Source organism: Planktothrix sp. FACHB-1365 (assembly GCF_014697575.1).
GTDB lineage: Bacteria > Cyanobacteriota > Cyanobacteriia > Cyanobacteriales > Microcoleaceae > Planktothrix.
In genome coordinates, this window is the sequence record NZ_JACJSC010000016.1 from 94,751 (window position 1) to 117,979 (window position 23,229).

Sequence of the window (23,229 nt, forward strand, 5' to 3'; positions counted from 1 at the left end):
TTATCAAACGGAGGCACCACAAGTAGCGGATGCAATTCTCGATCCCTCGGCGCAATTACCAGAACTGAACTATTACATCCAGATTGAATTCGTAGGACTCTTTTTTGATTTGCTCAAATTGAGCCTTCAGGTCGGCGTTCATCGCAATATTTTGAGGAAGATTTAGGGAAAATACTATTTTCAAATTTTTTTCAGACTCCTTGGTCAGACTCACGGAAAAGTTTTCTGTTTCTATTGGAATTCCTGCCTCGCGGAGATCGAGGAAAGAGTTCAGATGAGCGTCCGTGAGCCACTGGTGCTTGCTCAGGTAAGCTCTGGCTGCATCCAGCTTTGGCTCTCCCTCGCCGTATTCCCGCTCCAAGCTTACTGCTTTCTTCATGCGCTCCCAGGCACGACGTCTGCCCTCTCCCCCGCCCCCACCATAGGGAGTATTTAGATTGCCAGAGAAAATAGTCTGACTTTCGGCAGTTTGTATCTCCATCTGTTTCACAGAAACCTTTCGCGCCGCAAGCAGGCCGCAGAGAGTTGCGAAATGAACGCACTTCGCTTGGGCAAAGGCATAGGAAGCGTCAAGAGCGTCCGCATAGTTTGAAGGGTCATAAGGACTCTGGATCAGCACGCTTCCAGGGTTAAGAAGTCCACTCCCCCTTAGTTTTTCAACAAGGGGACTGTTCTCTGTAGTGGAAGCCTCTAATAGTGAGACTTGTTCTTTTCGGAAAAGCTCAGAACCTTCTAATTCGAGATCCTTCAAGTCAACACGGGAAAACACCATAATGACTCGGCGCTTCTCAGGCTCTTGCGGAAGGGAGTTGTAACCCATTTTTTCTCCTTTGACTCTATTTCTTGAATCGGCTAGCTATCTTTTAGTTTTTCGCGATCAGGGATCGACGGTTTAGAAGGAGGGAGGTGAGAGGGAGTTTTGATAGAATCACCATCAAAGCATTGTTGATCGCAATCAAGCCTGCTATTAACAAGATCAACTTCCGAATTACTTGCTGTAAAATCGCCCGGGTGACTTGTGGTTGTGCTGGCTGAGGAATTGTCGGGGTGATTGGTGGTTGAATTGGTTTTCGACTCAACTCGGCACTCAGTTGCCGACTCGCCTCGGTGTTCGGGCTTGTTTTGCTGGCTGGTTGCGGGTTCAGCTTGCTGACTGGTTGCTGAACTATCAGGGGGACTTGTGTTTGAAGTAGCACCCCCAGAAGTAGGGGTATTGTTACCGCGACTGTTAACTCTCTCAACAAGTCCTTACCAGAATTCTCTCTGTACTTTTTTTGGGAAACGTCCTTCAAGGCTTGTTCCATTGTTTTTAGTATTTCGTCCTCGAACGTTCGTTGAACTTTCTCATCGGAGGCAAATTTTTCAGTCATGGAGCGAACTTCTTCCCCCCATTTTTCTGTCCATTCTTCTGGTAACTTGCCGGAAATAATAATAGGTGCTTCTCGATTGATGCAATCACGCTCTACCGGAACTGCCTCAATGACGAAATCCGAATCCCTGCGATATAAGGTTATCTTAGACTCCGAGTCAACCCGGTTTTTCTCTTCAGCGATCTTATAAATCCTGGATACAGCGTGCTGTCGCTCCTTTATATTTTCAGAGGGTTCAAATTTAAGCTCTTGACCGTCTTTGGCAATGGCAATGATGTCAGGTGCTTTGTTGTCCGTACTTTGGGTCCAAAAGATAAAGTTGTTCATTTGTTACATATCTCCGTGAGAATATTCATAATGAGGTCACGCGCATCTTCCTTATTTCCCAGGCATCCAACCACCACCTTTACTTCTTTAAAAACGTTAAGCTTGTTAATCTGTAGCCTCAATAGATCGAAGAACTTATCCTTATATTCCATCAGTTTTTGCTCTTTTTTAGCTATCTCAAAGCGCGAATCGGTTGTCCAGTGATTTCCAACTAAAAAAATAAGTTTCTTTTGTAAAATAAGTTTATTTTTAGAGCGATTTGTATTCCAAGTTGCCATCTGCTCCAGATCCTTATTGACGCGTTTCACTGTTAACTCACTTTCATTTAAAAGCTCGTCAGTTCTGATGAGGTAAAAAACGAAATCCGCTTCGTTAAAAAGCTTTTGCCATTCTGCCAAGGACGCTTCGCCACCTGAGACATCTGTAGCCTTTTTGAGGACGATATTCCGCTCGTCGAACTTAAAAATACCACCCTTTATAGTTGTTGCAAGCAGGGTCTGCTTGTGTTTTTCAGGCAAACTTTTTTTGGTGAGAAATTCGTACATCGTCGTCTTGCCAGTTCCTGTCGCTCCGAGGATGGCGATTTTTTTTCCTTGCAACGCGAGCATAATGTCGCCCCATTTTGACAATACTAATGCCCCACCGAATATGGGGGAACTAGCCATCATCAAAAGTACTAATAAAGTAAATGGATCCATTGGTAGTGAGTCCTATTTTAAAAATTGAAAGTTCTGGCTGTTCTCTAATTTACAAACCCAGGCTATCAGTCAAAACAGCTAGGAAAAAAGTGCATCATACATAACCCGAAAGCGGCTTTATTTTCTTTGTATTTTGCCCTAGTTGCTTAAAACCGGAATGGCAGTTGTCCGCGCAGTGTTGGGGGTGTCCATATATCAGTTTATTGAATGTAATTATTCGGATTGATGTACATATCCCACTGCTGATCACGCCACAACTTTTGCCAAACATCTACGCGCTTTACCATATCGCCGCTATTCTTCGTGGGGTATTGAAGACGCAGTTCTAAAAACTTACCCAGAAAATCTGATTCGTTCTGTGTCTGGGCCATAGCCTCTTGGATTAAATGCTCTACACCCCAGTGGTAAGAAGGATCGTCATCGCCGATACCAGCGTTCATAGCTGTGTCCATAAGTGCGCCAATAGTTAACGCAGTTCGATATCCCTTCTGCTGAATCAACTTCATCGTAGGTTCCCAGTAAGTCGAGATATAAGCATCCCACTGCGCTTTCCACCAATTGGGGTCATTGGCAATTTCGCGAACTTTGGCAATGATTTCTTCCTGAGACAGATTGCCGTAAGCTGTCACGCAGTTAATTTTTTTGCCCAAAACCCTTGCTGTAAGGACTCTAGCCTACAAAATATCAAATTTAGATGCGTAGCAGCTTATTCCTCGTGACCATAATTTTTCCAAATAACATTCGCGTCGTTGTAACCCTCACCAGTAGTAGCACCATAGATGCCAATAGTTACGCCACGACCATCACCGATGTTCTCTGCATACCCGTAGATGATTTCGTTATTTGCTGTCAGCCACCACTCGCTTTTACTCTGTTCAGGTATGTTGATTGTGCCGAGGATGTTTGTAATTTGCTGTGCATTCAGGCTAGTGAGTTGATTCAACTGCTCTAGTGTGCCACAGGGAAAATAGTCAAGGCCAGGTATTTTTTGCAGGGTTTCCGAATATTTGCCAATCATGTATTTTCTCCAAAGCTGTAAATTTAGATATGTTTTTGATTGTTACAAAGGTGGATTTTGAGAAAGTTTATTTCGTTTGATTATTTCAAGCAAAGCTTCTACAAAAGCTCCCCATAAAAAACACACAAGAGCATAAATGGCTGCATAACTAATATTTTCTTTGACCAAATTACTTTGAAAAGTCAATGAATTTTGTATGGTTTCACGCAACTCTGTTTGATAAGTGATATGGAAAGTTGAAAAAATAATAATAGTAACCACTAAAGGTAAAATAAATTTATTTTGTGTTTTTGATAGAGTTGTCCATGATACTCCACTAAAAAATACCGAAACAAAGCAAGCATAAACGGCAACCAAAATAGCCCCTATAAATTCTCCAAAAATTGCTCCCTGATCATAATTGTCTATTATAGAACCCAAAAAGCTACCAACGGCATTAGCGAAAAAACCAATCATTACACCACAGATACTTCCTTTTATGGTTTCTTTAGTAAACCATTTTAGCAATTCTTGTAATGTCTGTAATATTTTTAATTCATTCATAATGAAAATGCTCCTTTGTATTGTGCGATTATTTTGTTATGACTAAAACAAACCTGTACTTTTCAATGGTGCCTGCATAAAATTTGCCTTCATTTGGGAGAAAATGACGCAGAGTTATTCTCTCCATTATTAATATCCGATTTTCTCGGATTAAAACAGCTTGATTTCAGGTGATTTTCAAGGAATATCAAGCACCATACCTATTTTTATAATGCTAGGATCGGAACCTATTATATTGATATTAGCCTCGTAAATTTTTCGCCAAGATTGTTCGTTACCATCTCCGTAAGATTTTTCAGCTATTTTTGATAAATCATCTTCAGGTTGGACGGCATATTTTTGACCAGGTACAGGTTGGGCAATCGGCGGAATGCTACTGTGAGGAATATTGATTGGAGAATCCGCAGACGGGTATTCTGTTTGTCCACCACCTACCAATAATTCAGATAGGGTTACAAAATTAAGTCCTTGCTGTTGGAGTTTTGGAATTGCTATATTAACCGCTTCTATTGTTTGATTTGATGCGGGAACACCATCATGACAGAGAATGATTGAACCAGGCGTGGCTTTCATCAATTCCTTTTCGATGGCATCTACTCCTAATCCTTTCCAATCATTAGTATCAAGAGACCACATGATAGGAGTAAGACCAAGACTGCCTGCCAAATTATTTACTCTATCGTCGGTTTCACCATAAGGGGGACGAAAATACGCAGGAGCTTTCCCCGTTATATTTTCAATGACAGTGTTGGTGTAAGTTAGTTGCTCAAGAACAGTATGATCATCGCATTTCAAAAGATCTGGATGAGACTTGGAATGATTGGCAATCAGATGACCCTCCTGAACTATCTGTTTGACAATACTCTCATGACCGTTTATATTTTCCCCCAGCAAGAAAAAAGTAGCTTTAACGCCATGCTGATTGAGTACAGCGAGAAGATTTAGAGTATGTTCTGAATGCGGACCGTCATCGAAGGTAAGGGCAATTTGGTCTATGTTTGGATTTCCAGAGTCAATAGATTGAATCATTGTTTCGTACCTCATTTATAAAAGAAAAACTGTTGGTTTTAATTCTGGGTAAAAGCCAAAACAGCTAGTTATTTGTACTGGGGACAGTATCCATACCAAAGCTAAAAGCCTGCTGCTACAGTTAATCGATGTTTACTATCCAACAAAAGCTTTAACAGACGAAATAACATCATTGAATCTTCCATCAATCTCTGTGAGTTTAGGATAGTCCCCTGGTGTAAGTTGTAGAGCTACACCGTTAAAGTCCGCATTTGACCAAAGCTGCCATTCACCGCTCATTATTTTAACTGATGAGGTTTTGTCGTTCCACCCTAAATCTGAAAGGTTTGATGTGTCATTTTCAATAGTAATTGAGTTTCCACCAAAGTTTTCGTGTTCAAAAAGGACTAATGAAGCCATGATCACCTTTCTCCTTGTTTCAATGTTTGACTAACAACAGTAGGAAGGAAGCCATGTCAAGTTCGCTCCCTTCTATTGATGTAATGGGTAAAGCTCAGATTGAGTTATGCAGTTAAACCAAAAATTGTCTAAAAATTTTTCCCATGAAGCCTGTAAGCGAACAAACAGCCACTTGTCACCACCAAAGCCAAAGCGGAGGGAACCAGGGGAACCCAACCCCCCAAGATTAATAAACCCAGGCATAATCCAAATAAGAGACAAACCCCAGTCAAGATCGGAATACCCCAACGTCCCAGCGACCTGTTACACCAAACCAGAATACCCCCGGTGAGCGACCAAAAACCGATCCACAAAAACTCCAAACTTTTCGGCCAAACCCACAGCAACGGTCTATCATCGAGAACAGCACTGAGAATTTGACTCACCAGATGGCCTTGAACCACCACCCCCGACATCTGCTGATGGGGCCAGTGTCCGGCACTGTAAGGCGTATCTCGATAGTCGTGAAAGCTTTCGGCGGTTGTCCCGATCAAAACAATTCGATCTTTGACTAAATCCTGAGTTAATTTATTGTTTAAAACATCAGTTAGGGTCACTTTTCGCGCAACAGAATCAGAAGAACGCCAGTTAATTAAGATTTGATGTCCTAAATTATCAATTCCTTGATAACCGCCACTATTAGAGTCTAAATTTTTGAAGATAATATCACCCATTTGCCAGTTTTTATCCGAAGTCAATTTAGGTTTAATCCCATCATCTGCTAAATAACGAGTCGCTAACTGGAAATTAAAAGATTTATCAGTTTTACACGGAGAAGCGGGAGCCATTGCGAGTAAATGGCGGCGTAAAATGCCATCGGGATCGGGGACAACATCACTAAAACCTAGATTTTGAATGGGTACTTCTGGGGGAGATGGTACACCTGCATTTAAGTTATCTTCACCCGCTTTACAAATCGCAATAAAGCGATCGCTATTTTTCATCCAATTTGCTAATTTAGGATAGTCTTTTTTGACTGGAATTTCTCGATAGATATCTAAACCAATGACACGAGGTTTAAATTGTTCTAGTTTCGTTATAAGTTGATCTAAAGATCGATCGGATAAAGAAGCACCTCCTCTTTCTTGGGGTGGTTGCGATCGCACATCGGCTTCTGTTACAGTAACAATTAAAAGACGCGGATCGGGTTGTTCTTGAGGGCGCGATCGCATTAATAAATCAAAGGCTTGTAATTCCCAAGACTGAAAAACCCCAAGCGATCGCATTCCAATTATTCCTACTGTTACCATAAGTGATGTTGTAAAAATTGCAGACCAATGGCATCGAGTGGGTAAAATTGAGTGAGAAATAGGACTAATATTGTTAGCTTTTTGAAACCAAACAAGCGGTTGTTCAGCAGGATTTTGGCAAATAGCAGGTAACCAACTGGCGCAGGGAAATTCACTTTCTAAACCTTGTAATCTTTCTACAGCTTCTCGTGCTGCTAAATAAAAAGATTCTCCCCTAGAAAAAGCAAATAAAAAATGTTTTAAAAATTCTTGAGCCACTAAATCAGGAACAGGTTCTCGCATTACAATCATTTGGGGAATGTGCAAAGAAGCCAGTTGACACAATAATCCTAACCCTTCACAGGAATTAAAAATCGCTAAATGAAGACCCCTTTTAATCGCTGCTCTTAAGGCATTTTTTAATTGTGCAATCGTTAAGCTTTCGCTTTGATTAATATAAAATTTTCCGATTTCTCCATCTTCTTGAGTTGAACTATGTCCGGCAAAAAATAGAATATCCCAACCCTCTTGCTCCCACAACCATCGATCTAATTTTCGCCGTGAAGGTTCAACTAAAAACACGGTTTCAGCACCCGGTAATTGTTCCAATATCAGCCGATCTTTTTGAGTATCAATTCCTTGACTATTTCCCAAAATCGCTAAAATTCTAATGTTTTGATTAGCGCGTTTAACAAATCGTTTTACAGGTTCATAATCTGTTGCACCTAAACAGATAACTGCATGGGGATAATCTTCAAAAAAATTCCATAAATGCCAAGGAAGACGACGAATACAATCATCTTCTGTTTGTAAAATCACTCGAATTTCTTCTGTGGGTGCTAATCTTGTGCGTAATTTTTGGTCGATTTTGCGAAAGGGTTCAGATTTCAGCCAGGAATTGAGTTCGAGTTGTAATTCATGACATAAATGACTAAATTCTATAAAGGAAACATTGGTAATATCATCGTCTTCGATTTCAATTTCTTCATGACTATGATTTTCACGCCAGCAGGGACTTGGATAGAAAGACTCATAAATTAATTTATACAGTAATTGCCAACGCTTATAAAGTTCTATTAATTCTGGGGAAGCAGGTAAACTTCCGGTTAATTGAAACCCGATAGGATTTCCATCTTCAAATAATTGAGCATTCACCGAAGGAAAGCCTTTATTTAAGTCTCCTTTCCCCATATTTAATATCACTAATTTATTCATGGTTGTCAGATGACAAGACTGGATAAAATACAAAATTTTCTTTGATATTAGCATTCCCAAAAGAAAGCTGAATCGAAAAACTTTTTCCGGCGGGAGACTTAAATCGTTTCAGTTGAATATAGTTATCATGACTTCTGGACTGAACTTCTTGAAGTATGGCTTCCTCCTCCGAGAGCAAACTTAATTTCAGATAAGGGGGTAAATAAGTTTCACCATCAGCCGGATGCAATTGAACTCGAATGGCTACTTTTTTTTCAGTCTCTAGTGTTATTCCTACTAAGAGAATAACAGCAATTCCTTTGAGTTCCATTCCTAAGTCTAGCAGCTTGGCAGTTTTAATGGGGAACTCGTGCAAAGTAGAATTATTTCTAAATTGATAGGCTAATTTTTGGGGTTCTATTTCTAATAGTTTATTAAAAGATTGCCAACCCGCTTCAAAGATATTTTGCAACCATAGACTTAAATTATTGGCTTTGATTTCCTGACTCTCAATGTGATCAACTGAGTTAGATTTTTTTTGCGAGTTTAATAACCTTTGTTGATACAATTGCTGACGAGTCTCTGGATTAGAAATTACAGTGGCCCATTCTTCAAATTTTAGAGCAAGTCTAGGAGAAGATTGGGTGAGTTTACTTAATTTTTCTATTCCTGCTTCTATTTCTATAGTTGATAAAATAGGTAAAGATTGAACTTCTAAGGGAAGAGGAGGAAATAATTCTCTAGCGACCCACATTGTATTCAGGTCTTCTGTTAAATCTTCTGGATCTAAAATGTAAGTTCGATCTATTGGGTCATATTTTCCCTGCTTCCTAATTTTTTCATAAGTTGTATACCCCCACATCCGCATCCAATGGTCATCAGAATTAATTTGAACCGCTATATAATAGTGAGCTATCCAGTTAGGAATATCAACCCATTCTTGGGGTATCCTAAACTCGGAAAAGTTGGTTTTATCGGTGGGAATTATAAGAAATTGAGTTTCACCTAATGTTAACTTTGTCCCGTTAATGATTTCCCAAATACTGGGTAAATCTTCTTCGGTTAGCCAAACTTTAAGAGAGTCTTGGATATCAGGATCTGCTTTCACCCAATTGATGAAATTAGAGAGTGTTATATAATTTAGATAGGCATTCCAACGGGAAGTAGGAGTATAATAATACTCGGTTTGCTTCCAAGCTTTTTCTAGTTCTTCTGGGAATAGTTCTATCCAAATTTGTTCAGGATACATTGCTGTTAAATCGTCAAAACTCAGGGTCATTTTTTCTTCGTTACTCATCGCGTCAATTCGCCTCCTAAAATAACATTGTCATCTTTTTTAATCTCCCTTGCGATTTTAGACACACCCGTTCTACTTGATTTATGGGTTGGGAAGCAGGAAGATTATGCAGTTTTTTTACCTATATTTTAACATCCGAGTATTTACGCACATTTCAAAGATGAGGGCACAAAAAGTATCAATCTAAAGGCAATTACAATAGTATTTATACTGAAATTATTACATAATATAATCACACTTAAACCTACTAAAGGGTATAAAAGGGGATAGGGAGAATGAACAATAAATTATTCTATCTGATTAAACTCGCCTTTATCGGTACTCTAACATTGCTGGGCTTGCTGAACTATCCCCAAGGAGGATTTGCAAAACCGACCCCATCAAATAGTGAGAGTTCAGATAACATCCAAATTCGCTTTCAACAACAGGACTCCGATGGTTCAGGTCGAGGAAGACCCGCAGATAGAGAAGGAACAGGAAGTCGGGGTGACTGTCCTCCGGTGGATGTACCACTCACCGCCTTAGTCCCCAGTCGGAATGTGGGGTCTTTTGTGGAACCTCATCCCACTTTATGGTTTTATGTTCCGTATAAATCCAGTGAAGTCACTTCGGCAGAATTTTCCTTACAAGATGAACAAAACAATGATGTCTACCGAACTAATTTTGCCTTGCCTCAAAACGCCGGTATTATTAGTTTAAATCTGGCAGGAGCTACCCCGTTAGAAATTAACAAAATGTATCAATGGTACGTCAAAATTTATTGTACTCAACAGAAATTATCAACTCCTGTTTTTATTCGGGGATGGGTACAACGGGTGGCGATACAACCCGAATTAGAAAGACAGTTACAGACAGCAACTTCACCCCGTCAACGAGTTATGTTGTATGCTAAAAATGGGATTTGGTATTCAGCTTTAACAGAGTTAGCTAAACTTCGTCTAACTTCCCCACAGGATAATAATTTTAATCAAGATTGGGCAAATTTATTGCGAGATGTAGGTTTAGAAAATTTGATTCAAAAACCCATTTCTGGAGAAATTAATCTATGATGGTTAACTGTTAACTGTGTACAGACGTGCCATGGCGCGTCTCTACTAACTGATAACTGACTATAGCCAATTTCCGACTAAAACGTAGGGACTCCAGAAATAAGGGATTTCATACTCATCTAATAACATGAGTTGAGCGCGTCGCAATGCTTCAGCTTTGGTTACGTTAATATTAGCAAACTGTTGATAAAATAAGCTCATTAATTTAGTTGTAGACTCATCATCAACTGACCATAATGTTGCTAGGGTACTCCGTGCACCCGCACGCACAGCTATTCCTGCTAAACCTAATGTGGCTCGTTTGTCACCCGCCGCCGTTTGACAAGCACTTAATACTAATAATTCGATGGCTGTAGAATTAGTAGAATCTCGCAAGCGCAGTAAATAATCAAATTCTTTGGCTTTTAAAAGGGTTTCCCAAGTTAAAATAAAAGTCTGATCTTGATTAGATGAAAACTGACCATGAGTAGCTAAATGAACAACGGAAAAAGGATTAGATCCTATTTTATTTTTGAGATCAATTTCTGTGAAACTTTGGTTCAAAAGTTGCTGACTGCGGCGAATTTCGGATTTAATTTCTTGTAATTCTAGCTGAACATTTTCTAAAGCAGTAAATTTTTGCTCTGCAATTTGACGTTCTTCGCTCACACCTCCGATTAAAGCATATAATTCTCTCTTCTGTAACAGTTGGGGTTTAAGCAATTGTAAACCAGGAGCGACAGCAATAGCATATTTTTGGATTAAATACTGTTGCTTTTCCTCATCATACAGCACAGACATAGGAAGATTTCGCAAAGAACCCTCTAAAATAAATACTAATGTCTTGATTTGCTTTTTCTCTAATTCAGTTTCTAAGGGTTTAATTAACCAATAGTATACTTCTTGAGAGAGTTTTTTAACATCATTTGTTCGGTCTGGTTCTCTTAAATATTGCTGTAATTGTTCGAGATGACTCTCAACTTCCGTTTCAGGTTTGTAGGTGGTAAAATGATAAAATTCGCTGTCGGTTGGTAATTTCAGGATAATTTCTAAACGGTTGGATAAAATAATCGGATAAATGACGGCTGCGGTCGGATCGATTTTATCAACAATTTCGTCAATTTGTTGGGGTTTAGCTTCTAAACAAGCTTCTCGGAAAAAGTTTTCTAATTCGCTTAATTGAAGAGCTTCAATGACATCACGAGCTTGTTTTAAATTGTCTTGACTCACGGGGATATTATTTTCTGTTTGTAAGAGTAAATCAACGAATTGACGATAAACGGGTTCAACATTATCTCGAAAGGAAAATTGAATATCTGGATTTAACGTAACTAAATCACTGCGTAAGGATTTGAGAATATTTATAGCTTCATTATAACATATTATTGCGCCTTTAATATCCCCTTGAATTTTCAGTAAATAGCCTAACTGCCAATACCACAAATAAGCAATATCTTCAGCCTTAATTTGTTGCGCTAATATTAGAGCATTTTGGGTTAATTTTTGGGCTTGCTCAATATTATTATTTTTAAGATATATTCCGGCTAATGTACCTATTGCATAAGCTTCTAGTCGTTGATTCCCAATATTTTTAGCCTGTTGAATAGCCTCAGTAAGAGTTTGAGCGATTTCTAGCCAAGAGGGTGTATCTGTAGCGGTAAATTGTTTGAAGCAAGCCAGATTATGAGCTAAATTAATTTTGGCATAAATAGAATTTTGATTGGGAGACATTTTTGTTAAATTTAACTGAATTTCTAAATATAAGTTTTTTATATCTGCCCATTTTTGCAATTTTAATAAATTATTTAATTGATTGATTTTTGCTTGCGTTTGTGTTATTATTAAAGGCGAAACTAAAGCAGATTTTTCGTAAAATTGAATCGCCTGATTATAGTGATTTAAAGTATTCTTGTTAAGGGAGTATTGAGGACAAGATAAGGGTATAATTGTTCCTATACTAGCAGTATATTCAGGAATTTGCGCTTTGTTACCCAATGATTTTTGGGCATTTCCTAAACTCAGTAACGTCGCACCAAATTCGATTGGAGAGTCTAAATTTTCAGCAATTTCTTGACTTTTTTCTAAAACGATTAAAGCAGTTTCTAAATCACCGACTAATTGTAAAACATTCCCAAGGCTCCGCAAAGCGATCGCTTTCATAATAGAATCAGGTTGGGTTTGTAAGTCATGTTCAACCTGTTCTAATGTTGATTTGGCTTGACGGTACATTCCCAAGGTTTGCAGTGCTTGAGCAATATTAATCTGGGTGCGAATTTTAGCAATAGGATCATCAATACCCTCGTAAATATTAGCAGCTTGTTTCCAACTTCTTAACGCTTGTTCTGATGAACCCATTTCTAACTCTAATTGACCTCGAATCTCTAAACTTTGCGCTAGAATTATTGGAGATTGAGGAAATTCTGGATGAGTTAATAAACTGAGACTTTCTGTAATATAAAAATAAGCGGTTTCTAATTGTCCGAGTTTCTGTAACACTAAGGAAAGATTGCTTAAAGCGATCGCTTGTCCCTGTTTATTCCCTTGAATTTTAAAATCATGAATTGCTTGTTTTAAAATTGTTACGGCTTCAGAAAAATCTCCGGCTTGATAACGTTCTCGACTGTGTTCAACTAATACTTGAGGATCGGATAGTTGGGGAGTAGACTGAGGGAAAGCTGGAAATAACATCAAACCCCAAGCAATAAAAAATCCTGTTAAGAAAGCAAGTATAATTTTTTGAACTCGAATTTTCATGATTTTCGTGAGTAACTAGGGTGTTATTGTTTCAAACAAGACTCAGGAATTGGGGAAAAATTATTCAGGGTAGTGGTAGGTTTTGAAGCCACTAATACGACTTGATTCTTATCATTAATCATCCAACCTGTAGCTTCCACAAGGGGATGATGCTCAAGGGGCTGTGAAGTAATATTTTGTCTATTTTCGGGTTGATCTAAGGGATTGCCTGTTACCCAATCAACGGATATAATATTATTAGTATGGAGGGGTTCTGTCGGTAAAGTTGGTAAACCGCCACGTCCAGTAACAGTAAAAGAATTGCCTCTAGTCGCCGGACAACCTCTCGCAATTAATTGCGTCGGATCAAGAACTTCAACGGGTAATTCAACTAATCCCGAACTGGGGTCAAAATCTGGCGTGTTAACGGTTACAATTCCTTCTAATTGAGGGCCTCCTTGTTGGGAAATAGCCGTGATGTCACTTGTTGGTAATTGTCGAGGGTCGAGAGCATCGGTTTCTTCAGTTTTTAATGAGGCTTGTAATTGTTCTCTGGTGCGAGGAGTTGCTCCAAAAATAGCTTGTGCATTAATCGCAATTTGACCCCCTCTACTTTGTTGAGCATTTGCGGTAATATCGCTATTTTCTAAACCGACTAAAAAGCCGTTATCCAGATTAAGATTAATATTGCCACCCGTCGCATTACTTCCTAACGCATTAGTGGTGATGGTACTGTTATTTTGAAGTAATAATAATTGTCCTTGCAGGTTAATATCGCCACCACTATCTCCCCCAGTTGCATTAGTCGTAATCCGACTATTATTAAGGGTGAGAATAGGCGATCGCAACTCAATACTTCCCCCACCTGCTTGAGTATCCGCAGTAATACTTCCCAAATTGTCTAAATTAATCGAATCAGCCCTAATCTTCAGGGTTCCAGCAGGTTGTAAACTGTTACTGTTGACGGTTACTGTCCCGCCATCTTGAAGGATTAACCGTCCTGTTTCAATCGTTATATTCCCCGGTGCTCCCTTCGCTTTCTCTCCCAAACTACTAGCATATAAGCCACTAAAACTTTCTTCACTATTAGGTCTTTTTCCTCTAACTTCTACGGACTCAGACGCTGTGATCGTCAAATTTCCAGAGTTTCCACCCCCAGAGGTATTCACCGTGACGGCGGCGCCATCTCGAACCAGTAAGCGTTTCGTTTCAATCGTTAAATTTCCCCCATTTCCCGTTGTCTCTGGGAAAAAAACACGAGTCGCGATCCCACTAACCGAGCTACTATTCGTCGCAAAACCTGCCACTTCTACTGACTCAGATGCTCGGATGATGATATTACCAGAATTCCCCCTGTTAAAAGTACCCGCCGCCACAACTCCCCCATCTCTAACGATTAAGCGTCCCGTTTCAATGGTTAAATCACCGCCATCTCCGGTGACTCCAGGTTGAACATTAGTAAATAAACCACTCGGAAATCTGGGGATGCGTTGGGTTCCACTAACTTCCACTGAATCAGCCGCCTTAACCGTTAACGTTCCCCCCTGACCATCCCCTCTTGTACCTGCACCAATTTGCGCGCCTTCTCTGAGAATTAATCGCCCCGTTTCAATATTAATATTACCGCCAAGTCCGGTTCCTTTAGAACTGACAACCGTTAATAACCCACTCGGAAATATACTCTCAGTGGGGGTAGTTCCGATTGCTTCCACTAACTCAGAGGTTTTAACGGTGATGGTTCCGGCTGAATCACTCCCTGTTTTCAATGCTAGAATGATTGAGCCGTCACTCAGCGTCAATCGTCTTCCTTGTACCTGAATATTACCACTCGCCTCACCACTAACATCGACAGAAGCAGCTTGTTGGAGAGTAATGTCCTGAAAATTTTGTACCATTTGATAACCTAACACCCAACTGGGGTGAGTGAGAGTGATATAACTATTAGAGCCGACACTTCCCACTTCGATTCGTCCCCCTTCGGCGGTGAGATTTCCTCCTTGTAATATCACTTCACCGCCAACTAGAGCTAAAGTTTGATTGTCCTTAACTCGCAGTCCATCGGGTCTATTTTCTCGGATAATATCTCTTTGTTCTGTGTTATCTTGACTGAGATTATGACCTGGCCCCTGCACAATAATTCTTCCTGGGTTGGTTCCGTATTGTAGGCCCAGGGGGACATTGATACTCAGTAAAGGTGTAATTTGAGGATTTGTGGCGCTAAATTCTAGGCCATCCGCAAACCAAATACTATTAGCGGTACTCCCGAAAAATGAGCCCCCAATATTTAACTGAGCATTCGGCCCAAAAATCACGCCATTGGGATTAATTAAAAATAAGTTAGCGATACCTTTAGCTTGAATTAACCCATCAATATTGGAGATAGAGTGACCCGTTACCCGACTAAAAATATTTTGAATCTCAGTTGCATTATTGAAAAATCCGATATCATTTGTCGGAATAGAAAACGACTCAAAACTATGAAATAAATTTGTCCCGGCGACAGTTCCTCCCTCAATGAGGTGGGTATTACCCTGTTGCACCACCCTGGAATTTATGGGTAAAGTAGCATCGGGGATAATTTGGGCTGTTGTTGGGTAGGAATACAACAGGTAAAAGAGAATACTACTCTTGAAAAACGAAAGGCGAACGAGAGGCAATTTCATGAAATAGCTTGGGTAGAATCAGCTTTTAGAGTTATATTAGCTAAAAAAGCGAATTTTATGAACAAACGAGATGATATTGTCCAGAAATTCTCGACTTTTCTAAGCTTTGGCGACCATAAAGCGATTTGGCAAGCTGATACCCAATTAGAACGTCGGATGAAATACCTAGTCGAGTCAGACCCAGAGGCTAAAGCCGAATTTTGGGCGAGATATTTTCTGAAAATGTTTAGAAATCTATCTCAAGAGGGATGTCAAGAATTTACTAATTTTGATAATACCAAACTCTCCACTCATGCTAATTCCATTACCACCACTCGTTCTCAAACTTTAGAAATCCCAAGTTTAATCACAGCTAGACATTTATCCGCTTATTTACAAGAAGCTTGTCTTTGGGCGGCTCAAAAAAGTTATCTTAAATATAAGTTTATTCGCTATAAATACCCCCTGGAAGAATATTTTCAGATGGCGTCTTCTTTCACTCATCTTCCAGCCAAACTTCTCAAAAGTTTTAATCTTGACCACCCTCGCAGTAATATTGAGGGTTATGCTAAAACCGTATTGTTTCGGTTGATTAGAGATCAACTTTATCAACAAGATTTAGAAGTAAAAAGAGACAAATTTAGCGATTATGGATTATTAAGGGTTTTAAATGCTAAAGAATTAAAAGAATCCTTATTATCTCATGGAATTCAGCAATCAAAACTGGATTTATATCAAATTGTTTGGCAATATTTTAATGAAATTTACCCGCATCAAAGAGAGGGTTATAACTGTAATTTAGAGTTTGATAATCGAGAGATTTTAACACAAATTGCTGAGTTTTATAATCAACGAATAAATCAGCTAAATTTATCAGAGAAAGTTGCTCAGGAAGATACCATTCAAGCAATGCTGGCAAGTTGTATCAAAGCGGCTAGAAATTATCGTACCAAGCAGTTTATTCCCCTTGAGGAGTATGATAATCTCTCTGATCCTAATCCAACTCCTTTAGATATTGCTATTCAGCAAGAGGAAATACAGCAGATCCAGTTGATCATTTCTAAATTGTTTGCAACTCTTCCCGAAGTTGGAAAAATTATATTGATTCTGTGGCAAGGTTTAGAGTTAACTCAAAGTGAAATTGCTACAGTTGTTAAAAGTCAGTATCCAGAATTACAAAAACAGTATCAAGTTGCTCGACAGTTAGCACGATATACTAAGACTATTTTAAAACAGTTTGTCATTGAATGGAATCAAGTTAATCCTAGCCAAGCAATTCAGGATGAACAAAGTTTAGAAGTCATCAAAGAAGCTTTAGATGACTGTTTACAGTTGTATTGTCAACAGTTAGTGACTTCAATTTTACAAAACGTTATTGATGAAATGAGTGAGGGTGATCAATTGTTAGTTTTTGCTGTTAAACCCAATAATATTAATGATCAAATTTGTAGACATAAGCAGGCTCTAATTAATCCTTTTATTAACCAATTAGAAATTGAGTTAAGTTTGAGCAAAAATGCAATCTTACCAGTGAGAAATAAAATATCTAATTGGGTAGAGGAATGGCTAATTTATACAAAATAAGAAGATCCAGAGCGAATCTAAATCTGTTGCCTACATCTCCGCTCTCTTCAAAAAGTTAGGGGAGCTAAACTTAATTATGCCGTCTTTCTAGAAAAAGGTTAATATTGAATATCAGTAAAAAAATCCGGTTTTTCCGCCTAGTCTTGGGTTTAGATCATCAAGGTTGACGCAGAAACTGGGTTTTTAGCCAAAAAGTGCGATCAGTCTTGCTGTTCTATCCCAATCATTTAACAGTAATACAGTTATGCTACCAGAAATTAGTCCTGGAACTTTAATTAATAATCGATATCAGATTCAACAAGCACTCGGACGAGGAAGTTTCGGACGAACCTATTTAGCATCTGACACGCAGCGTTTTGGGGATGCTTGTGTTCTCAAAGAGTTTCTCCCCTCTAGTAAAGCTGAATATACCATTAGCAAAGCTCGTGAGCTATTTGAACGAGAAGCTAAAGTATTGTACCAAATTAATCATCCCCAAATTCCTAAATTTTTGGCTTGGTTCACTGCCAATGATCGGCTGTTTCTCGTGCAAGAATATATTAATGGAAAAACCTATTCCCAACTGTTATCCGAGGGCCAGCAACAAAATCAGCAATTTACAGAAGCAGAAGTTATTCAATGGTTAAAGGATTTACTGCCCGTTTTGGATTATCTGCATAAGCTCCATATTATTCATCGGGATATTTCCCTAGAAAATATGATGCTTCCGCATAACCAATCTCAGCCTGTATTGATTGATTTTGGTTTAGTTAAGGAAGCAATCACTAAGATTGAATTGGGCGATGGCAACAACCAACAGCAATATACTCAAGCTTCAATTGTTGGGAAATATGGTTATGCTCCCCCCGAACAAATCCGTTTAGGACAATGTTATCCTTGTAGCGATCTGTATGCGTTGGGGGTTTGTGCTGTTGTTCTGTTGACCGGGAAAAGACCAGAATTATTAATAGATGAATCTCTGGAATGGCAATGGCATTCTTACGTTAAGATTAGTGACCGTTTCACTGAAATTCTCGATAAAATGTTGGCGGATAAACCCAAACAACGGTATCAATCTGCGCCAGAAGTTCTCATTGAACTTTCTCAATTAACGTTATCCCAAGAAACAAGTGATAGCCAACTTTTAAAAAAAGTACAAATTAATATTAATAAAGTTCAAAAAGAACAACAAGTTTCTGAAATTATCGAGTCCGAAGAATTCAAACTTTTAGAGCAACAGGCAAATAAGCTAAGGAATAAAAGAGAAACTTCTAGGTCTGAGGCGGTTATGATTTCCCCGTTTGCCGAACCAGTAGAAGTTGCTTCTGAACCGGAAATCAAAACAGAAACTTCTCATCTTTTAGAACCCGATTTTTTAGAACATTGTCGGCAAGAATTGATTCGTTGTATGGGGCCAATGGCGAGTTTTATGCTAGAAGATATTTTGGCTGAATCTCCCCAGTTAACCCCTGTAGAATTAGTAGAAGCATTGGTAGCAGAAATTCCCAACGCTCAAAGAGCCGAAGAGTTTAGAAAAAGTATCCCAATTTCTAGTCAATCAAAGAAGACTAAAAACACTCGCTCTGTTCTTTTATATCCCCAGTTTTTAGAACATTGTCAGCAAGAATTAAAACGTTGTGTGGGGCCACTAGCGATGGCAGTTTTGGAAGATATTTTGACTCAATCTCCTGATTTAACTCCTGTGGAACTCGTGGAAGCGTTGGTGGCGGAAATTCCAGATGCAAGACGGGCTGAAGACTTTAGAAAAATTATTAAAATTCCCGATTAACCTGAGTTGTTTAGCCCACTCAAACCTAACTTTCTTAAGCCAAGCTCTAAATAATCTCTCTTTCGATAGATGCGTAAGTTGATGTCAAGTTTAAGGTCATGATTTTATATTGTTTTGGGTGTATTCAGCCTTAATTTATCCAACACCTGCATAAAGCGATCGCCGTTTCACCCATTAGATAAACAAAGGAGTTGCTGATCTAAAGTTTGCAGACTAGCAGATCTGCAAAAACACTTGCATCTTGAAGGAAACCTATGATGGAAACCAACAATATTTTTAAAGGGGCATCAGCACCGACATCACAATTTACCACTCATGAAACAGAAAATGCAATGAGTAGTAATCAGGGTCACGTCGGTTTTTTGAAAACTATTTTTCCGTCTCGAAAAATTTATATTCGTCAAGAACCTTCACCCAAGGCTGTCTCTATAGGTGCGGGAAAATTAGATGATCGAGTGATCATACTCAAGACGAATTCTGCTGCTACCAACCAGCCAACCTGGTATTATGTGCAGCATGATCAGTCTGGATTAAAAGGCTGGATTCCCAGTAACAAAGTCTTCGTGTTAAATGAACCTGACCCAAAAACTTTAGCAAAGTTGCGCGATAAAAAGAGCAGAAAAGCTATTAATCAAGGAGATAATCTCGAATCCTTATCAGCTTATAACAGAAGCAAAGCCTTAGTCTTTAGTCTTCAATTTATACCCAAATATTACCCCTACCAATAATCACTACTGCTCACAATAACACAGGCGATAAACTCGGAATTTCAGAAATTAGACATCATAATGGATAGGTTATCATATCGTCAGTGGATTGACTCGGAATCTTCTTTGACGAGTGGAGTTGTTCGGAACAAAATAGCGTTTCATCCGTTTTTTATAAATGGATTGAAAAGAACGGCCACTTCTGGTTTTTGGATCTGTACAGTTGTTGTGCTGACTACTCAGTTGATTTCTCGAATACCCCTTCCCAACGATGGCAAAGTTGTCGAAATTCAACCTTCCCACTTATTAAATAAGCCTAAATTAAATCATTTAAAGATTTTTTCGATTAATGGTGTTGTCAATTACAATGAAGAGCGAAAGATCTCCCGACAATTAGCGACAACCCTTCCGTATCCGGTCAAGCTCATTAGTAATGGTTCTTTGTGTCAAGCTGACGATGGAAACTGTTCCAAATCAGCCGATTATATCAAAGCTTTTTTAAACCGCTTTGGTAATTTATTGACAGGTCGTGGGAATGAATCAATTATTGAGACGACTAAGAACCTATTGCGGGAACAGTTGAGGAGGAAGTTGCCAAATATTCAACTAATTACCTACAGTGAAGGAGGGTTAATCGCTCACGCCGCTATCAGTGATCTTGATCGAGAGGGAAATTTTGCTCTAAAAAAAATAACTTTGATTTTGATCGGATCTCCGCTTCATCACCAGAAAATTGCTGAACTAGAAGCAATGGTCGGAAAAGTTGTGATCCTCAATAATCCTCATGATCCTGTTACCTGTTTACAAAATGATGTATTTCAGTGGTCAAGCTGGTTTGATCCTCATTCAAAACTAAAGCAGTGTATGATCAATAGCGATCCAGCACAACATTCATTTGAGCTTTACTTAAATCAAGTTGTATCGACTCTTGAAAACAGTTAAAGAGATCTCTACAAAACCCAGATTGAATGATCTTTGTAAATTTAAGCTGTCTATAAATTCTGCCTTGAGATAGATGTTTAAATCATTGAAATACTTAAATCCAGGGTGTTGTACAAGTTGAGAAATTTTTAGCCTCAATTTCTCCAAAATCTGCATAAAGCGATCGCCGTTTCACCCATTAGATTAACAGAGCAGTTGTTGTTCTCAAATTCAACTTCAAATTGCTGCATAAACTCCTCTAAGTTTGACCCATTAGATCAGCAGAGGCGTTAATCACCTGAAGTTTGGGAACAACACCTCTACAAAAAGCACACTTGCCAATTGAAGGAAATTCATCATGGAGAGCAACAATCTTTCTTTTCAAGAACAATCAACGACGACATCACAAATGAGTGAAACCGAGAGCGAAAATGCAATGGCTCAAGAATTAAATGACTCTGAACTGGATGCGATCGCAGGCGGATGTAGCAGTACCATCACAATTTTACCCGTTAATCGACCGGGATCAACCTTCGTTGAATCGGATTCTGGCTTACCCTGTACAATCGGTTTAGCTCGTTCCCAAAGGGGAATAATTCCTAACACATCCGTTACCGTATTACTTAAATCCGTAACACCAGAAATAAACGTTCCAAAGGCAGAATTAAATGCTAGAAATGTTCCGATATTTAATCCACTTTCTCCTTTTGCTAAAGCCATTTGCATAAACAACATGGCAAACCAAAAGATCAGAATCGAACTAACTAAAGGTAACGCTTCATTAAACACGGAAACACTATCATCAATGCGTTTAATATCAGCCTTTAATTTAATTCGCTGACTATATTTTTTCGCCCAAGCCGCAAACGCTCGTCCTTCGGCTGCGGATACTCGTAATTTTGAAACGCCATTAATCAATTCTATGGTTAATCCATTAATATCGCCATCGGCGGTTTCTTGTTGTCGTTCTTTCCGAATTAAAAGCGTGCTTGATACAATCGTCACAATAACTGCAATTAACGTTAAACCAATACCCACTAAAGCCAATTGCCAACTATAAAAAAACATTAATGCTAAGTTTAATAACGAAAAAACAGCACTTAATAAGGTGCGTTGGGTTGCACCGCTAAGTTTACTTCTAATTTGACTAACCGCCATTAATCGTGTTAATAAATCTCCCGACGAATAAGCGCGGAAAAAGGCAGGTTTTAAATTCAGCAGTCGATCCCAAACCGCAGGTTGTAAAACTCCATCAGCCGCATTTTCCACTCGCAATGATAGAATTGCTTGCGCCATCCCAAAAGCAGATTTACCAATCGCAGTCGCCACTAAAACTAATCCGATTTGCCATAACAAAAGGCGATTACTATCAGGAATTGCATCATTAACTAAAATAGCTGTTGCTTGCGGTGTTACCATCCCTAATAGGGTTCCGATTATTCCTAACCCAATAATTGCAATAATATTTTTTTCATACCCTTTTGTTCCAAATTGAAATAACTCCGCAGTATGACGAATTAAGGGCGGTAACGGTCGATAAAACATATAACTCTCTGGGGAGAGTGTCTGCGCCACTGCTTTTGTAACTCGCGTTCGCGTTCGTTCAACGGGATCAAATAAAACATAACAATTGCCTTTTTCGGGTAATAAGGCGACAGGCTTTTTATCTGAGTAAGTATAAGCTAATAAAGGGCCGTATTCCTGTTTCCACCAATCCCCCATTAATAAAACACGACGAATTCTAAATTGAGACGCATTTGCGATGGCTTCTAATGGCTCTTTTACTCGATTAAAATCTTCAGACTGAGGGGGAGGATTGATAGTAATTCCAAGCACTCGACCGACTGGACCCGCCGCAATTAACAACGGTGTTCCTTGTGCAAAAAGTTCGGCTTGGCGAGGATGTAATACTCCGGTTAACTCTCCTAAAGCCGTTTCCGTAACTTGGTGGTTAAGACGTTCTCGTTCTTGAAATCGGCGAAATTTTTCTTCTTTCTTCTTAATTTCTACGAAGTTTAATAAATAAAATAAAAATTCATGAAATAGAGTGACTGTTGATAAGGTAATCTCTCCGAAATTTGGCTTTTGACTATCAATTTCAAATGCCTTAATCCCCACTTTTAGCTCAACTTCTTCTTTGGCTAAAACCCACATTCTAGATCCAAGGGGAAATACAGGAAAAGTTGGGTTTAATTTCAGTTCCTCAATCCCCATCCAACAAACTTCCCCCTGTTGTAATTTTACCCAAGTAATTGTTTCTGAAGGCGATCGCAATGCTTGACCTTTTTCTAAGGATAAATATTCAGAAGAATCTGCCAACAACATATTATCTGGTGCAGTTAGCTTTTGTCCTTTTAGCCATTCTCCCCAATGATTGATCCAACTTAATAAAAGAGCTAGACTAGCACTATTACCTGCTTTAATATCTGCTATCAAGTCATCAATATTTAAAGGAATTAATTCGGTTTCTTCTAGTGCGACTGCTAGAATACCTCTTTTTTCTTGAGGATTTGCACCAAATAAGGCTTCTCCTGCCTTAACCTCAAACAAATATCGACGACTTCCCTTTGATTCTTTGCCTTCAAAAAGAGTTATAAACACAGCTAAAGAACCCGATTGAACGATCCATAAGGTTTGCGGATCGTTCAATAATAGTAGTTCATTTCCTTTAATTCGATTAACTTTTTGAATCAAATTAACCAT

General features: G+C 38.9%; 18 protein-coding genes. 5 read left to right on the forward strand and 13 right to left on the reverse strand.

Annotated elements, in window-relative coordinates; translation table 11 throughout:
* Positions 1 to 55 precede the first annotated feature (55 nt).
* From H6G57_RS17535 to H6G57_RS17580, 10 genes are all read right to left on the reverse strand, one after another.
* Positions 56 to 820, reverse strand: a complete 765-nt coding sequence (locus H6G57_RS17535; RefSeq protein WP_190520798.1) for a hypothetical protein — start codon at positions 818 to 820, stop codon at positions 56 to 58.
* 43 nt (positions 821 to 863) lie between these two features.
* Positions 864 to 1,697: a hypothetical protein gene (locus H6G57_RS17540; RefSeq protein WP_190520800.1), complete on the reverse strand. Its 834-nt coding sequence runs from the start codon at positions 1,695 to 1,697 to the stop codon at positions 864 to 866.
* Positions 1,694 to 2,395 carry a GTPase domain-containing protein gene (locus tag H6G57_RS17545; RefSeq protein WP_190520802.1) on the reverse strand — a complete coding sequence of 234 codons (702 nt, stop codon included), beginning with the start codon at positions 2,393 to 2,395 and terminating at the stop codon, positions 1,694 to 1,696. Before H6G57_RS17545 ends, H6G57_RS17540 begins: the two co-directional genes overlap by 4 nt.
* Before the next feature lie 200 nt (positions 2,396 to 2,595).
* On the reverse strand, positions 2,596 to 3,045 hold the full coding sequence (locus tag H6G57_RS17550) for a chitosanase (protein WP_190520804.1): 450 nt from the start codon (positions 3,043 to 3,045) through the stop codon (positions 2,596 to 2,598).
* Between the two features lie 56 nt (positions 3,046 to 3,101).
* Positions 3,102 to 3,413, reverse strand: coding sequence for a chitosanase (locus tag H6G57_RS17555; RefSeq protein ID WP_190520806.1), 312 nt, complete (start codon positions 3,411 to 3,413; stop codon positions 3,102 to 3,104).
* Between the two features lie 42 nt (positions 3,414 to 3,455).
* On the reverse strand, positions 3,456 to 3,956 hold the full coding sequence (locus tag H6G57_RS17560) for a hypothetical protein (protein WP_190520808.1): 501 nt from the start codon (positions 3,954 to 3,956) through the stop codon (positions 3,456 to 3,458).
* 177 nt (positions 3,957 to 4,133) lie between these two features.
* On the reverse strand, positions 4,134 to 4,985 hold the full coding sequence (locus H6G57_RS17565; RefSeq protein ID WP_190520810.1) for a polysaccharide deacetylase family protein: 852 nt from the start codon (positions 4,983 to 4,985) through the stop codon (positions 4,134 to 4,136).
* A 135-nt stretch (positions 4,986 to 5,120) separates the two neighbouring features.
* Positions 5,121 to 5,384: a beta/gamma crystallin-related protein gene (locus tag H6G57_RS17570; protein WP_190520812.1), complete on the reverse strand. Its 264-nt coding sequence runs from the start codon at positions 5,382 to 5,384 to the stop codon at positions 5,121 to 5,123.
* 128 nt (positions 5,385 to 5,512) lie between these two features.
* Positions 5,513 to 7,867: a CHASE2 domain-containing protein gene (locus H6G57_RS17575; protein ID WP_190520814.1), complete on the reverse strand. Its 2,355-nt coding sequence runs from the start codon at positions 7,865 to 7,867 to the stop codon at positions 5,513 to 5,515.
* A complete protein-coding gene (locus tag H6G57_RS17580) occupies positions 7,860 to 9,143 on the reverse strand; it encodes a DUF1822 family protein (protein ID WP_199314358.1) in 1,284 nt (427 codons plus the stop codon). The genes H6G57_RS17575 and H6G57_RS17580 overlap by 8 nt, the downstream gene beginning before the upstream one ends.
* A gap of 275 nt (positions 9,144 to 9,418) precedes the next feature.
* On the opposite strand from H6G57_RS17580, the gene H6G57_RS17585 reads away from it, so the two are divergent.
* Positions 9,419 to 10,192: a DUF928 domain-containing protein gene (locus H6G57_RS17585; protein ID WP_190520816.1), complete on the forward strand. Its 774-nt coding sequence runs from the start codon at positions 9,419 to 9,421 to the stop codon at positions 10,190 to 10,192.
* Positions 10,193 to 10,252: 60 nt separating this feature from the next.
* Here the strand turns inward: H6G57_RS17585 and H6G57_RS17590 are convergent, their stop codons facing one another.
* The gene (locus H6G57_RS17590) at positions 10,253 to 12,925 is read right to left on the reverse strand and encodes a CHAT domain-containing protein (RefSeq protein ID WP_190520818.1); all 2,673 of its coding nucleotides are present in this window, start codon (positions 12,923 to 12,925) and stop codon (positions 10,253 to 10,255) included.
* Positions 12,926 to 12,948: 23 nt separating this feature from the next.
* Complete coding sequence (locus H6G57_RS17595) at positions 12,949 to 15,567, reverse strand: S-layer family protein (protein WP_190520821.1); 2,619 nt, start codon at positions 15,565 to 15,567, stop codon at positions 12,949 to 12,951.
* 57 nt (positions 15,568 to 15,624) lie between these two features.
* Here H6G57_RS17595 and H6G57_RS17600 point away from each other — a divergent pair, with 57 nt between their 5' ends.
* The 4 genes from H6G57_RS17600 to H6G57_RS17615 all read left to right on the forward strand — a co-directional run bounded on the left by H6G57_RS17600 (position 15,625) and on the right by H6G57_RS17615 (position 20,547).
* Positions 15,625 to 17,130, forward strand: a complete 1,506-nt coding sequence (locus H6G57_RS17600) for a sigma-70 family RNA polymerase sigma factor (RefSeq protein WP_190520823.1) — start codon at positions 15,625 to 15,627, stop codon at positions 17,128 to 17,130.
* A gap of 244 nt (positions 17,131 to 17,374) precedes the next feature.
* Positions 17,375 to 18,898: a serine/threonine-protein kinase gene (locus tag H6G57_RS17605; protein ID WP_190520824.1), complete on the forward strand. Its 1,524-nt coding sequence runs from the start codon at positions 17,375 to 17,377 to the stop codon at positions 18,896 to 18,898.
* A gap of 257 nt (positions 18,899 to 19,155) precedes the next feature.
* Positions 19,156 to 19,626: an SH3 domain-containing protein gene (locus tag H6G57_RS17610; RefSeq protein ID WP_206756694.1), complete on the forward strand. Its 471-nt coding sequence runs from the start codon at positions 19,156 to 19,158 to the stop codon at positions 19,624 to 19,626.
* A 60-nt stretch (positions 19,627 to 19,686) separates the two neighbouring features.
* Entirely contained in the window at positions 19,687 to 20,547 is an 861-nt protein-coding gene (locus H6G57_RS17615; protein ID WP_190520828.1) for a hypothetical protein, read from the forward strand.
* Between the two features lie 420 nt (positions 20,548 to 20,967).
* Here H6G57_RS17615 and H6G57_RS17620 read toward each other — a convergent pair whose 3' ends face one another.
* The gene (locus tag H6G57_RS17620) at positions 20,968 to 23,229 is read right to left on the reverse strand and encodes an ABC transporter transmembrane domain-containing protein (RefSeq protein ID WP_190520830.1); all 2,262 of its coding nucleotides are present in this window, start codon (positions 23,227 to 23,229) and stop codon (positions 20,968 to 20,970) included.